The following is a 13,252-nucleotide window of genomic DNA, read 5'->3' on the forward strand; positions in this document are numbered from 1 at the left end:
ATGGCTTTAAATAGTAATAACAATACAACCATGAAAAATTACTTTTTACAGTTGCTACTGTATTTGCTCCCTCTTTCTCTTTTTGGACAGGTGTATGAAAAAGACCAGCGTACCGTTATTGAAAAGGAGGATGAGTATAATCGATATCATGCAGGTCGCATTAGTCAGGTTCAAATTCTCAAAGCTTTAGAGTTAGCAGGAGTAAATGTTTTTAATATTCCACTAAAGCCCTTCGATAAGGTATATCAGTTTGATATAATCCTAACCGAATATAAAAGTGGAGAAGTTGTGAAAAGGCGTAGTGTTGGAGTGATGAATGATAATACCTATCGCTATTATAAAGATAATGATCGTTTTGTAAATAAAGTTTCTTGGGATTATATAGATCAGATTACTCTTTTTGCAAAAGATATGGATAGCCTTGTTTATTTAAAAGTTGAAACGTACACAGGGGCATTGCAGGGTATCAAGTTGACAAAAGATCTTGTCCGATATGGACAAGGATATAGCTGGAGGAGTTATAGTAAGACAGATTGGAGCCTGAATCAAGAGATTCCGATATTAGTTTACGCTTCATCTTGGCTTGATAAAGTCCATAATATTGAACGTTATTGTGCGACAGCTGACTTATCTTCTAATATTTTAGAGGCAAAGGCTCTTTTTGATAACTCTCCTCATTATTACGTGATAAGTTACGTGGTCTTTGAGGAGAAGAAAAAGAAATAACTTGAGTAAATCAAAAAAAACATTGACATTTTAAAACTCAGCTCTTACATTTGTCCTATTGACTTCGTAGCTCAGTTGGTAGAGCAACAGACTCTTAAGCTTTGCATTAAATCTTCTTCTTGTTATTCTAATGCTCTGAGATTCAACTATTTTTAATGTATTATTGGTGAGATGGTTGTTTTGTAATTTTGTTAATTAAATCTTTGTTTTTGGTCTTTAATGGAGCTTCTGTTCTCGCATTTGTTCTCACTATTTATGACATATTTACCTCCTTCTCTTTCTGTTAAGTTACGTAAAATTTTGGGTTATAGAAATTCTGGTTGGTTGATTCTTTTGGACATTATTTTTTAGGGTTTATACCCCATATTTATTTTGTCTTGATTTCTATAGTTTTTCACTCTAATACCATTACATATTTTAAATGGTAAAACGTTGGAATAATACATTAGTTTATGCTAATAAATGTAGAGGGATAATAATGTTTTAGTATTGCTCGCCGACTGCGAGTTGAGCAAAGGTCGTTGAAGAGAAGTCCGCGAGGACAATTCAACGATATCTATGAAATAGACGTAGCTTCTTGGCGGTATTTTTGAAAAATTGGCTTGTGTCTTGGACTTACCAAAAATAGTGACAAGAGCGGAGCCTTTGCGATCTGCAGGCGAGCCAAACTCTAAAAACTGTTGGATTTTGAATGTGCATGCAGTGCTTATTCAAAAGACAAGGATGTTTTTATGGAGAGTAGGAGTTGCCAAAGCATTAAGTATGACAAACGGCATCGCCCTATAAATGAATTGGTATGAAATACTATTTCATTTATAGCTTGGTTTGGCGTATTTAATGACGGTAATTCCGGAACGGAATGCCTTATTTCCTGCTTAGCATATACAAATAATGAGGACATAATAAAGTTTGGTATATACCCCTAAAATATTCTGTCCTTAAATTTCCAACATCAAGCAGAAACCCTCAAAAGTTTCAAGCGATGATGTTGGAAAAATATTTTTGGATTAGTGTTTCCTTATTGCTTTAATATTCAATAGGACAAATGCTATTGGTACACCGATTATCAGAGTAAAGAATACGACGCTTAGTAAATAGCTCAGTATGCCTATAACCAAGAACATGATAGACAAAAAAATAATGAGCCAAAATATTGAACTTATTATTTCCTTCACAGTAGAAAGGCCTTTAGTTGGAGTTTTCATAAGAAACTTTTTTCTAATTCACCATTATCAGCAAAGCTGTAATATCCGTCAGGTGTTATGATAAGATGATCACAGACCTCTATATCTAAAACCTTACCTGCTTCTTTAGCTTTGGTGGTGATTGCTTTATCTGCATTACTGGGTTCTAATTTGCCTGATGGATGATTATGAGCTAATATGATCTTGCATGCAGAAGCTTTTAGCGCGATAGAAAAAATCACACGCATGTCGACCATTACAGCGTCTTTACTCCCAACAGATATATCAACAATCCCTAATATTCGATTTGCGTTGTTTAGTAATAGTACCTTGAACTCTTCCAAGAATTGCATTAATCCTGCGTCCCAATGCGCTGAAAATATTTTGTAGGCATCTGACGATTTTGAGATAAGAGGTCTTTCTGAGGCCTTGAAATCGGGTAAAAACTGTACCTGAATCTCCGATACGTTGAAGTAATTTTCCATTATTTTTTATGTGTTAAAATTTTAGTAAATAAAAAAGCCCCTCCGATGTGGAGAGGCTCTTAAAAGAAGAGGCTTTTAAATATTCTTTTAATTAGAACATTTATATGTAAGAACTTTTTTTTCATCATCAGGATCGCCTTTAATTGCTAATTCTGTGATGTTCCCCTTTTTATCCTTTGGTCCGTATACTATTTCGTCTAGCCTGTCTTCATTGATTACCGAAATCATTTTATTTTTTGATTTAACTCCCAAAAGACCTTGTTCGTAGAAAGCTGCAGAGTAAGCATATTGTAAAAAGATATCTCCACCGTTTCCTGATACGTATTCTATGTATGGTGATCTCGCTTCGTTCTGGTTATATTGAATAGTAGAAGTAGAAGACCATCCTCCATTCTGATTCTCAGAACTTGTTTGTTCTTCTTTTATTGAGACTAGATTACCATTTTTATATTCTAAGCTCACTTGGAATACATTTCTAGGGGCTTGAGTTTTTGTTCTTATAAGTTGGTTTGCTGAATTATACGTGTACTCTGTAGTTGACCGAACTTTTTGATCACTATCTAAGTTTGTGTCTCGAATAATTTTACCACCTTCAATATAATAAATTGTTTTACCAGAAAACTCACCATCATCTTCAACAGTTATTGATACGTCGGAATATTGTATTTTGTAGTTTGTTTCAGCAATGTCAATATCTCCATTGTATACCTCACTGCTTTTGTACCTTACTGATGTTAGGCGCCCTTGATTGTCATACTCTAAATTTTCTTGAAAATAATTTGAAGCTCGGTCACCTTGATAGATAGACGCCAATTGACAATAATTCTCGTTGTTTTCAAACGGATTGTCATTGTTTTTTGAGCAACCTAGTAATGTTGCCACACTAATAAAAAGTAAAAATACTTTTTTCATAAAATCTAATAGTTTGTTTTGCCGAAAGTCTCCAATTCGACTGGTTAATAAATACAAAAGCGTGGGACTATAACATGGAATGTTAACGCTTTTTAAGATAGTTACTTGAATTTGTAATGTTTTACGGTTAACCGTATTGAATCTGAAATTACGAAAGCATAGTGCGTAAATTTATGTAGCCTTGTATTCTGTACGGCTAGTTAATAAATACAAAAGTGGAAGATTGCTCAGAGAACTCCATTGATCTTTAATGTCAACTCTTACGCAAAGGACTTTTGCAAGGACAAGGTGCAAGCACTTAGCGATATTATAATCACCGTTATCAGTCTTAAAGCGATTCACAAAGCTTATTTTATAATAGTTGTTACTGTGTTTTTTTGGCTGTTATAATAATGTGAAAAGCCTTATAGTCGGTTATTTTTGACATTATATTGATTTCTTTAAAGTGAAATTGTATTGTTCCTTTTCCATCACGAAGACCTCTTATACCAAATAAAATACCTTCGTCTTTCCGTTTTTCGTCAGCTTCAAAGTATGTATATGTATCTTTTTCTGTTGAGCTTTTTCTTGCATAAAAAATCTTTTCAGGAATGCTGACTTTTATATGATCACTATATTGAGTGACGTATATTTTTTTTCCGGAAAACTGCTTTAAAGTTGCAGCATCGAATTCATGTGATACGTTATAGGTGTCAATTTTGGTTACTTGATAAGAAGCGTATTGTTGCCCTTTGGTTATATTCACTTGTATTAATAAAATAGTGAAAAATAGAAGTATTTTTCTCATGTGATTTAGTAAGTTCTTTCCGATTTAATCCCTTATACGGTTAGTTAATAAATACAAAAGCGTGGGACTATAACCTAGAGCTGTCGGAGAGAGGTACCTAGGAGAACCCTGCACAAACAGATAGATTACGTCCCACGCTATTGCGTAGAACGTTATCCTAACTGTCCTTGTTGTGCATGTCGAAAATTTCCTAGGTTTTCTCTTTCACAAGAACTTTTAGCTAACGCTTATCTTAATATGTCTTTAAATCTTATTTTTTTCTATATGATTTTCGTTTACAGCGAAGATAATTAAATAAAGTCAAGTTGTGAGAGAGATTTTTCAATATATAGTTGAAATATCTCAATAAAAAGGCGGGGGATGTTTTTACATATAGGGTAGGTGCGCTCTAGACTATGTATATTTTTTTTATTCATTGTCATGAAAATGTCTTGTAACGGTCTAGGGAGTTTTTTCGTTCCGTAATTATCTAAGCTGTTATTGTTCCTTTTTATGACCGAATCACTTTAACGGTATTGATATTTAACGGTTTGTATGTTTATTTTTTGAAATATAAGTGATTTAATATAAGTGTTTTGTGGAGATTTTAGGGTAAGATACTCTGTATCTTTTGACATGTTACCGCGCGCGGAGTTGGATCAATTTTTCCCATTTAAAAAATAAGCTGAAAAAACAGCTAAAATAGGGTGCCCTCCTGCGCTCATGACTTAAAGAAAAATAAAATAAGAGTATTTTTTTTTCAAAAATCAGGACACAAAAATTTAGGGGTATATACCATAAATAATCATGTCCTGAATTCTCACTGTAAAAATTATCTTATCTCAGATAAACTAAGATTTATTTGAATTTTTTTCGCAATAATACATACCCCTTACCTTTATAGCCTTTTCGACTGGTTCTGTTACTAATCTCAAAAAACCGTTTGAAATCATTCATATATTTTGACTTGTTTTTGTACGGCAGGTCGTATTTTTCAACAAGTTTTTGGAAAGTTTCTTTTATATACTTCTCAGGATAAAAACTATCAACTGTGAGAGTTAAGTATAGTTCGTCAAGAAAAATATGATTATTCGTTATTCCTATGCTTTGATCGTACTCTAGTATAGCATGTTTTAGCTTTCGATCGGAAAAACCACCATTAAGTATCTTTTCTCTTCCAAGTTTTTTATATGCTTCTAGAAGAATAGGGAAGTTCTTTTCAAATTCTTTCAAAACACTTTCACTAATATTTATCCCAAATTGGAACTCGTTATCAGTAAATATATTATCCAATGTGTCTAACCGCTCTTCAATTTCCTCTCGGCTTGTTGCTCCACCTGAAATGTTAGGATAGAAACTTGAGTGATTGAAAAACATAGGTTTGTAATTTACGTTCAAGCGCTTTTTTAGTTTGTCAGAGGTTAAGTTTTGATATAATATATTCTCACCGTTGTAATTCAATTTTAGACCTTCTTTCATTATAAAGTTATCTATACGAAAATAGTTTGTTTTTCCATCTTCAGTCAAGAAGTCTGAATAAGGCGTCCTTGTTAAAGCGTCATTGTATGCCCTCGCCGATTCTGTGTCTTGTGATATATCTTTTAATGATTCGATATACCTATGAATTTCTTTATGGCATTTTAAGTATTTTATTGCCTCAGTTTTAGAAAATCCTGTAAGGCTATCATCATACGTTGATATAAATGTAAATGAAGCTAATTCAATATCCCTGAATCTTCCTGAAATCTGTATCAGATCAGAATAAGGGTCAACCATTGTATGCTTTGCCAATTTATGGTCCGTAATGACAACAATGTGAGGTTTCTCTGAAATATTAATATCAACAGCGGAGTAAAATCTACTTGTTAAGAAGTTGAATTTTTTGAACTTGGATTCATCAATACTTGCGTGGATATCGATATCTTTTCTCTTTCCTATTTTTTTTGCACTTGTCTCAGAACAAAAAACAGCACACTGACTATGTAGATTTCCTAGTTCTATCAAAGATATTATGCCTTTGGTAGAGTTTAGGAAAATAAAGATCTTCTCATCGTCTTTAACGCTAACGGATTCATTGAAGTGATTTTGTAATGAATAGGGAGGGTTATTTGTTACGATTAAATCTAGAGTTTTCGAGTACTCAAAATCCGGTTGTATTTGATAAATTTCAAAACCCTGTTTTCTAAAGCGTGGGTCAGATGGCTTTACAGCTGTCGCGGAGACAAATGCTTTGTTTTTAAATAGAAAGAAATCATCCATTGGAAGTGTAATGTTTTCCCGAAAATCAATGTCATGTGCAGTTCTATCACATTCATCGAACATGAGGAAATAGTCTTCGTGCATATTGATGCCAAGATTTTCCATAGCTAGCTTTACTTTACCGAAGCTCTCAGGAGTAGTCATAATTTTTTTAAATAATATGTTGTCGTTCATTAGATATGCTTCAATATCGGATGTATATATTCCTTCAATTACACCTAGTATTTTCTTATGCTCTTTTCGTTTTCCTTCTATTACGGGGCGATTAGGCTCAATTATAATAGAGTTTCGCTCCGTGATTAATTCTAGGTGAGTAGCACCAATTCCTGTAAGTACTTTATTAAGTATTGCATTCGATGGAATTTCTTTTATCACGTCAGATAATCTCTGATTTTCAGATATATGTATGTTATTTATATTCATTTTTTTAAAATTTTGTAATAGAGTTCTCATTACCACATTTATGTAGTTTAAAAAATTTAATATCTTTTAAAAGAAGTCAAGAAGGGGCCCTCTTCTTGACTTTTAGGTTTAATTATCTTAACTATTGGCGTTATTATACAATTCCTCGAACTTTAAGTCGAATTTGAAATAGTCTTTAGTGTAATAGTCTATTAGTTGGGACATACCTGTAATTGCAGGTAGCTTGTATCCTGTGACTACGGTTTTAGATATCGGTTTTACGCTGTAATAAGTAAAACTTTTACCTTCCATTGCTTGTGGAAATTGAGATATATACAAGCGCTCTTTATGAGATATTTTATTGAAGAAATCTTCTATTTTTTGAAGATCATACTTATTTAGTGAATGAATTTCATCCAAGAATATCTCTTTTGACACAAAGCCTTTTGCGTCATCATCTGTAAAGAAGTTGTTTGCGTTTACTTCTTTCTTTAGAGTATTCATGTACTCTTTTTTTTCTCTTTGTTTTTGCTCATTCTCTTGGGCAATTTTTGTAATTAAATCCATATAAAATATTTAATGAACTCTAGTTTTCATCCCCGTCCGCTGAATTGGCAACCTTTGTTCTATTTCTGAGAGCAAGACCATCTTGCCTCCAATAGCACAAAGGTTGTAACATAAAATTCTAACAGTGGTTTTAGAAAATTAAATTAATCGCTGGGAGCTGTATTTCAACTGGAAAAAATTATTGCTTAAAATCGCTTACTATTACAGATCGGTAATCATCTGTGTATGGAGGCATAGATTCCATATATTTTATACGCGCATCTCTATTTTTATGGCTTTTAATAAGTTCTATATCTATCAGACCATTTTCCATTAACAGGTCATAGGCAATCAATCTTTGTTCACGTTCATCGATCTCTCCGTCTGTATAACGCATCCCTTCCTTTTTAACGAAATCCTGAATTACTTTTACAACAAGTCCTTTGAAGACACGTTTTGCGCTTGATTGTTTACCAGATCGTTCTATAATAGGGCGGACATACTCGAAGATATCTGAAACGAATGCAGAAGTTAGTTCACTATTCTTAATACCTGCAAAGCGGTAGCTTGGTAGGTACTCGCTTCCAAAATAATGGACTATACTCATGATTTCATCTATCTGCTTATTGATGAGATTAAGTTTGTCTGTATTATCTCGGATACTCACCTGATAGTCTTTCTGCTTTTTTCCATCGGTATCGCGTAAGTCCAATACGATACCGACATTATTCAGATCTGATTCTCGCATAAGTAGAAGGTTGCGCAGTTCCTTGAGGTTATCATAGGCAAAGCCAGCTAGCGCGAGGTCATTTCTGCTTGCTTCTGCATCAGATGTATCAAGATAGTTCTCAACACGTATATAGAACATCTTGTACTCGTTCTCTATGAATTTTTGGATGATGCAGTGCAGTGTGTTATACAATACAAGCCCTTTCGAATCAAACCTTGAACAATCAATTACCTTGATAAGCTCTTGACTATTACAATCCTGAAAGGCGAAAAAACTATATTTAGCAATACGGATCCTTTCGTTAGGAACGTTGAGCTTTTTAAGTTGATTATAATTCGGATGTGAATCAGGAATAAGTTTTTTTTCTAGTTGTTCCGTTAAAACATGATACTTGCATAACAATTCATAGTCATACTCCTTATTTGCTGTACCTCTATATATTATATAATCTTGTTCTGTATTTTCCATAACTTCTTATTTGTGTATTTGAATAAACAAAATTAAACAAATAGCCATCTAAAAATAGGTTGACTATTTGTTTAAAAACTAGGACATGATTTTATAGGGGTATATAACCTGAAATATTCTGTCTTTTTATAATTCTGGCATTACATGCTTTAGTTCATCCATATTGTGAACACCTAATCCGCGAAGATATTTTAGGGTTACTATCATATCTGAATGACCTAAGAGTTGTTGGAGAATGTGGAGGTCTTTTGTTTTCTTGTAGACATTTACGGCAGCGGTATGCCTAAAAGAATAGATTGTTTGATTTTTCTCGATGAGGCCTTGCTTCTCCATTACCTTAAACATTCTAGTCCATGCTGTACTGAAGTAATAAGGGTTGTTGGGTTTGGTTTGCCCTGTAAAAATATTTTCGTCATGTGAAAGAGAGTTTATTTTCTCTTTTACAAGAGTTTGAACATATTCAGGTATGGGAACTATTCTTATTTTCTTACCTTTATTTTCATGACCTGAAAGATGAATTTCGGTTGTGTCCTGTTTGATATGCTCTTTCTTTAGTAACCTAATCTCATTATGAGGACGAAGTAAACAGCCATAGCTCATTAAGCAACACAGATGTAAATCAGGATGACGTTGTTTTAGAAAATCAAGCACTTTTGTAAGCTGTTCGTCAGAATAGATTTTATGGAGCTTTGGGGTCGCTTTGCGTTTATCCGTTCTAGTAACGATGGATGTGTTAAATTCAAAATCCTTATCAATTTCTCCAAATATGGCTTTAATATGTCGTCTTGCCGTCATATAGTTCGTAGCGCTGGAATTGAATTCATTCATGAATTCTTGAACTCTATAGCGCTTTAGATTGTTGATATTATCGGATAGTTCAATGTCTGTTAAGAAGTCTTTTAATCTTATAGCTATACTTTCCAAATTCTTCACGTATCTAATGGACAAGTTTGCCTTTTTCTTGTTATTGATGGCGATGTCTATAAGTTCCTTTAGTGAAGTGTTGTTGACGGTAGGAGTTTTGTGTGTATCGTAGACAACTGGGTATTTGCCGAATTCGACGGCTTTACGGAATTCATACTCTAACGTTTTTAGAGCTTCGTCACGTTCGATTAAAGAATGACAAGAGTTGGGCTTTATTTCAAGTCCCAATTTAGCTCCGGTATATTCCTTGTATTTCTTTTTATCGATTTTAATGTAAATGTATGCTCTCTTTTTTAGGTCGTTTGAATTTGAAATTGATATTTGTGGTGTTGACATGATTTTTGTTCTCGCACCGTTCTCCCAATAAGATTTGTCAATAGTAATTCAGATTGCTAATAAATTGTTTCGATGTTGCTATTGCGCAGCAGCTGACTTATCTTCTAATATTTTAGAGGCAAAGGCTCTTTTTGATAACTCTCCTCATTATTACGTGATAAGTTACGTGGTCTTTGAGGAGAAGAAAAAGAAATAACTTGAGTAAATCAAAAAAAACATTGACATTTTAAAACTCAGCTCTTACATTTGTCCTATTGACTTCGTAGCTCAGTTGGTAGAGCAACAGACTCTTAATCTGTGGGTCCTGAGTTCGAGCCTCAGCGGGGTCACGAAAAAGCCTCTCCGATATGGAAAGGCTTTTTATATTTGGCTCCCAATGGGTTATTTCTTAAGGATATTCTTATAGATTTTTCCGTCCTTTATAATCACTACAAAGTTTTTAGAAGGGTTGGTAATCAGCTTTAGGTCCTTTAAAGGATCTCCATTGACTAATAATAAGTCGGCCATAGCGCCTTCCTCAATTACGCCTAATTTGCCAGGATAAGGACTTCTTAGTCCAGAGAGCTGTAGTAGTTCTGCATTATCTTGCGTAACCATTTTTAAGATTTCAGCATTGGAAAACCACTTTTGTAGACGTAAGATAAAATCGTTTTGTTTTTCGTTTAATTCAGGTTCGAAAAGGAAATCAGTCCCCCATGCTAGTTTAACATGGTGTTTCTTTGCTAGAGGCCATACTTTTTCCTGACCTTCGATTACAGGTTTACGTTTTGCTATTCGTTGAGGGTCCATATCAGGAGTGTCATCCACTAGGTTTTGAAGACTCAGCCAAATATCTTTTTCGGCTATTAGCTTTAAGGTTTCCTCATCTAACAATTGACCATGTTCAACACATTTTACACCAGCTTCTATAGCTCGGCGTATGGCTCTGGGAGTATATGCGTGTACTGTTACATAAGTTCCCCAATCCTCAGCGGCTTCTACGGCGGCTTTCATTTCATCTAGTGTGTACTGTGTGACATCGACAGGGTCATAAGCAGAAGACGTTCCCCCTCCAGCCATAAGTTTTATTTGGCTAGCGCCAAAACGGAGATTTTCCCGTACTGCGGTAAGTACTTCATCTCGTCCATCAGCAATAAATGTAGCTCCGTATCTTTCTGCCCGTGACACTACACCAAAGAACCGACGTGATTTTTCCTCAGGTGTTCTGAAGTCACCATGACCAGCGGTTTGGCTGATTGTTGCTCCAGAAGGCCATATTCTAGGGCCGGGAAGTTTTCCAGCATCAATAGCGGCTTTTAACGGGAATATAGGTCCTCCGACGTCACGGATACTTGTAAAGCCGCGCATTAGCATGTTGTGGGCAGACTGTCCTATGGTTTTGAGTAAGAAGTCTTCTGAAAGATCGTTCGTTGCCATTTGGGGCATTGTCAATGAGCCAAATACCATATGCACATGAGCGTCAATCAATCCCGGTATTAACGTTTTTCCTGAACCATTAATCGTTACGACCTCTTTTCCGTTAATTACAATTGGAGATGAGCTAATCTTTTGAATGATGTTGCCATTAATCAATACATGGCTGGGGGTGGTGAGTGATTGTGTTTTTTGATCTAATATTCGGACATTTTCCAACAAAATCTGATTTTGTTGTGCCCAGACAGGATAAATAGATACGGCACTCAAAAGTAAAGTGCATAAATAAAATAATCGCATATGCAGATGTTGTTTAGTCTTTACTAAGATACAAATATAAAGCCTGCTTTGTTTGCTTTAATGCTAAAAAAGCAAGCCCGATCAGTAAGTAAATACAGTAGGAGAAAAAAGTGTAATCTATCTTTTAGTGCGATTCTAATAATTTCCGTAACTTGCTTCTATCGTTTTTAATGATCTTTTGTAAGATGCCAATATCCTTCTCCTCTTTGTGAAGAAGAATGGATAAAGAGAGGACGAAAGGTAAGAACAAAGAGAAAGTTATGGAGAAATGTTTTGCAGATAGGGTAATTAAGTTTAATCGTGGGTTGTTTTATGATGGTAGTCTGCCGCATGGATTTCAGGTTGTGAATCCTTATTTGGATAATCCAGAAACCATGTTGGTGATGAAGAAATTTTATAAGAAATATTATAGTGATACCTTGCCGCGGGATTTTATTATTGGTATTAATCCTAGTAGGCACGGAGCAGGCGTTACGGGTGTTCCGTTTACAGATACTAAGAGATTGTCCAGTGTATGTGATATTTCTATGAAATCTGCGCGTACTCATGAGATTTCTTCGGTTTTTATGTATGATATGATAGACGCTTATGGCGGAGCGGCCGACTTTTATAGTCGATTTTATATAAACTCACCCTTTCCTTTGGCTATAGTGCGTCAGGCAAAAGCAGGGACTTGGAATAATGCGAATTATTATGACGCGCCACAATTGTTTGAAGAAGTGAAAGGTTTTATGCTGGAGTCGTTGAAAAAACATGTCAGTATGGGGTTAAATACGGATAAGGTTTTTGTGCTAGGCAAGAAGAATGCAAAGTATATCCAAGCACTCAATAAAGAGGTTAGGCTCTTTGGGGATATCGTGGTTTTGGAACATCCAAGATACATACAGCAATATAAGTCAAAAGAGAAAGACAATTATATAATGAAATATTTAAATGCTTTTGATGATAACAGTCCATTAAAATGATTAAGATAAAGCGAATTTACGAAGAGCCAACAGAGAATGATGGTTACCGTATGCTAGTAGATCGATTATGGCCACGGGGTATCAGCAAAGATAGCGCTAAACTGGATGAATGGAATAAGGATATAGCCCCCTCTACGGAGCTTCGCAAATGGTTTGGACATCTGCCGGAGCGGTTTGATGAGTTTGTAGCACGTTATAAGCAAGAATTAGTCTTAAAAACGAATGATCTGAAGCGTATAAAAAAGCTGGGAGACGATGGGCAATTGACATTGTTGTATGCCGCGAAAGCTGAAAAAATGAATCAGGCTGCGGTTCTATTAAAGGTCGTAGATAAATTAAAGGAGACGAACAAATGAAGGGTATAATCGGTATGTTAATAGCGCTAAGCTTGGTAGTCAGTTTATTACAGGGGCAGGAAAAGAAGGTGCATAGCAGGTGGATTGTAGGACCGTCGTTGGGTTATCAATATCAAAACGCGAACTTTTTAAAGGCTTCGCTTTGGGGGCTTACCGATTTGGGGTATGCCAATTACCTGCGGATCGATGGTGGTGCAAATATGAATTGGAAAGAGCGGAAAACCTATGTTGTGCCTGAGTTTGGACTGACCTATTATCTTGGAGCTAAGTTGGCTTGGCCATTTGTTAAAGCCGAAGTGACTCCTTATACTGTTACACCTAAAATCGGTGTTGGTTTATTTAATTTGGTGGAGTTTGCGACAGGCTACGGTTTCGATATGAAAACTAAAGACGGATTGGGGTCGGTAAACGGGTTTAGTTTTTCGCTTGGATTGAATCTACCTTTGAATTATCATCTGTATTAACAACAAATAGTCTGTA

At 35.1% G+C, this 13,252-nt stretch carries 12 protein-coding genes and 1 tRNA gene; 5 read left to right on the top strand and 8 right to left on the bottom strand.

What is annotated here, in order from left to right:
* Positions 1 to 30: 30 nt before the first annotated feature.
* Complete coding sequence (locus JKG61_RS12465) at positions 31 to 726, top strand: DUF5041 domain-containing protein (RefSeq protein ID WP_202103317.1); 696 nt, start codon at positions 31 to 33, stop codon at positions 724 to 726.
* A 1,201-nt stretch (positions 727 to 1,927) separates the two neighbouring features.
* On the opposite strand, the gene JKG61_RS12470 is transcribed toward JKG61_RS12465, so the two are convergent.
* The 7 genes from JKG61_RS12470 to JKG61_RS12500 form a co-directional block, all read right to left on the bottom strand.
* The gene (locus JKG61_RS12470) at positions 1,928 to 2,395 is read right to left on the bottom strand and encodes a JAB domain-containing protein (protein WP_202103318.1); all 468 of its coding nucleotides are present in this window, start codon (positions 2,393 to 2,395) and stop codon (positions 1,928 to 1,930) included.
* 87 nt (positions 2,396 to 2,482) lie between these two features.
* Positions 2,483 to 3,307 carry a DUF4595 domain-containing protein gene (locus JKG61_RS12475; protein ID WP_202103319.1) on the bottom strand — a complete coding sequence of 275 codons (825 nt, stop codon included), beginning with the start codon at positions 3,305 to 3,307 and terminating at the stop codon, positions 2,483 to 2,485.
* Positions 3,308 to 3,671: 364 nt separating this feature from the next.
* The gene (locus JKG61_RS12480) at positions 3,672 to 4,094 is read right to left on the bottom strand and encodes a hypothetical protein (RefSeq protein ID WP_202103320.1); all 423 of its coding nucleotides are present in this window, start codon (positions 4,092 to 4,094) and stop codon (positions 3,672 to 3,674) included.
* Positions 4,095 to 4,931: 837 nt separating this feature from the next.
* Positions 4,932 to 6,755 (bottom strand): hypothetical protein, encoded by a 1,824-nt coding sequence (locus tag JKG61_RS12485; RefSeq protein ID WP_202103321.1) that lies wholly within the window; start codon positions 6,753 to 6,755, stop codon positions 4,932 to 4,934.
* A gap of 117 nt (positions 6,756 to 6,872) precedes the next feature.
* Positions 6,873 to 7,301, bottom strand: a complete 429-nt coding sequence (locus JKG61_RS12490; RefSeq protein ID WP_202103322.1) for a hypothetical protein — start codon at positions 7,299 to 7,301, stop codon at positions 6,873 to 6,875.
* Positions 7,302 to 7,479: 178 nt separating this feature from the next.
* Complete coding sequence (locus JKG61_RS12495) at positions 7,480 to 8,478, bottom strand: cytochrome P450 family protein (RefSeq protein WP_202103323.1); 999 nt, start codon at positions 8,476 to 8,478, stop codon at positions 7,480 to 7,482.
* Between the two features lie 126 nt (positions 8,479 to 8,604).
* The gene (locus tag JKG61_RS12500) at positions 8,605 to 9,738 is read right to left on the bottom strand and encodes a tyrosine-type recombinase/integrase (RefSeq protein ID WP_202103324.1); all 1,134 of its coding nucleotides are present in this window, start codon (positions 9,736 to 9,738) and stop codon (positions 8,605 to 8,607) included.
* A 256-nt stretch (positions 9,739 to 9,994) separates the two neighbouring features.
* On the opposite strand from JKG61_RS12500, the gene JKG61_RS12505 reads away from it, so the two are divergent.
* Positions 9,995 to 10,067: transfer RNA gene (locus JKG61_RS12505), tRNA-Lys, on the top strand.
* 52 nt (positions 10,068 to 10,119) lie between these two features.
* On the opposite strand, the gene JKG61_RS12510 is transcribed toward JKG61_RS12505, so the two are convergent.
* The gene (locus JKG61_RS12510) at positions 10,120 to 11,451 is read right to left on the bottom strand and encodes a metal-dependent hydrolase family protein (RefSeq protein WP_202103325.1); all 1,332 of its coding nucleotides are present in this window, start codon (positions 11,449 to 11,451) and stop codon (positions 10,120 to 10,122) included.
* Between the two features lie 218 nt (positions 11,452 to 11,669).
* Between JKG61_RS12510 and JKG61_RS12515 the strand changes: the two genes are divergently transcribed.
* From JKG61_RS12515 to JKG61_RS12525, 3 genes are read left to right on the top strand one after another with little or no spacing between them, the layout of a single operon-like run.
* A complete protein-coding gene (locus JKG61_RS12515; protein WP_202103326.1) occupies positions 11,670 to 12,416 on the top strand; it encodes an SMUG2 DNA glycosylase family protein in 747 nt (248 codons plus the stop codon).
* A complete protein-coding gene (locus JKG61_RS12520) occupies positions 12,413 to 12,772 on the top strand; it encodes a DUF488 domain-containing protein (RefSeq protein ID WP_202103327.1) in 360 nt (119 codons plus the stop codon). Before JKG61_RS12515 ends, JKG61_RS12520 begins: the two co-directional genes overlap by 4 nt.
* Positions 12,769 to 13,236, top strand: a complete 468-nt coding sequence (locus JKG61_RS12525) for a hypothetical protein (RefSeq protein ID WP_202103328.1) — start codon at positions 12,769 to 12,771, stop codon at positions 13,234 to 13,236. The genes JKG61_RS12520 and JKG61_RS12525 overlap by 4 nt, the downstream gene beginning before the upstream one ends.
* Positions 13,237 to 13,252: the final 16 nt, after the last annotated feature.

It is taken from the genome of Sphingobacterium faecale (genome assembly GCF_016746095.1).
Classification (GTDB): Bacteria; Bacteroidota; Bacteroidia; order Sphingobacteriales; family Sphingobacteriaceae; genus Sphingobacterium; species Sphingobacterium faecale.

Coding starts and splice junctions, on each gene's coding strand:
- JKG61_RS12465 (WP_202103317.1), top strand. CDS start 31: ATGAAAAATTACTTTTTACAGTTGCTACTGTATTTGCTCCCTCTTTCT.
- JKG61_RS12470 (WP_202103318.1), bottom strand. CDS start 2,395: ATGGAAAATTACTTCAACGTATCGGAGATTCAGGTACAGTTTTTACCC.
- JKG61_RS12475 (WP_202103319.1), bottom strand. CDS start 3,307: ATGAAAAAAGTATTTTTACTTTTTATTAGTGTGGCAACATTACTAGGT.
- JKG61_RS12480 (WP_202103320.1), bottom strand. CDS start 4,094: ATGAGAAAAATACTTCTATTTTTCACTATTTTATTAATACAAGTGAAT.
- JKG61_RS12485 (WP_202103321.1), bottom strand. CDS start 6,755: ATGAATATAAATAACATACATATATCTGAAAATCAGAGATTATCTGAC.
- JKG61_RS12490 (WP_202103322.1), bottom strand. CDS start 7,301: ATGGATTTAATTACAAAAATTGCCCAAGAGAATGAGCAAAAACAAAGA.
- JKG61_RS12495 (WP_202103323.1), bottom strand. CDS start 8,478: ATGGAAAATACAGAACAAGATTATATAATATATAGAGGTACAGCAAAT.
- JKG61_RS12500 (WP_202103324.1), bottom strand. CDS start 9,738: ATGTCAACACCACAAATATCAATTTCAAATTCAAACGACCTAAAAAAG.
- JKG61_RS12510 (WP_202103325.1), bottom strand. CDS start 11,451: ATGCGATTATTTTATTTATGCACTTTACTTTTGAGTGCCGTATCTATT.
- JKG61_RS12515 (WP_202103326.1), top strand. CDS start 11,670: ATGGATAAAGAGAGGACGAAAGGTAAGAACAAAGAGAAAGTTATGGAG.
- JKG61_RS12520 (WP_202103327.1), top strand. CDS start 12,413: ATGATTAAGATAAAGCGAATTTACGAAGAGCCAACAGAGAATGATGGT.
- JKG61_RS12525 (WP_202103328.1), top strand. CDS start 12,769: ATGAAGGGTATAATCGGTATGTTAATAGCGCTAAGCTTGGTAGTCAGT.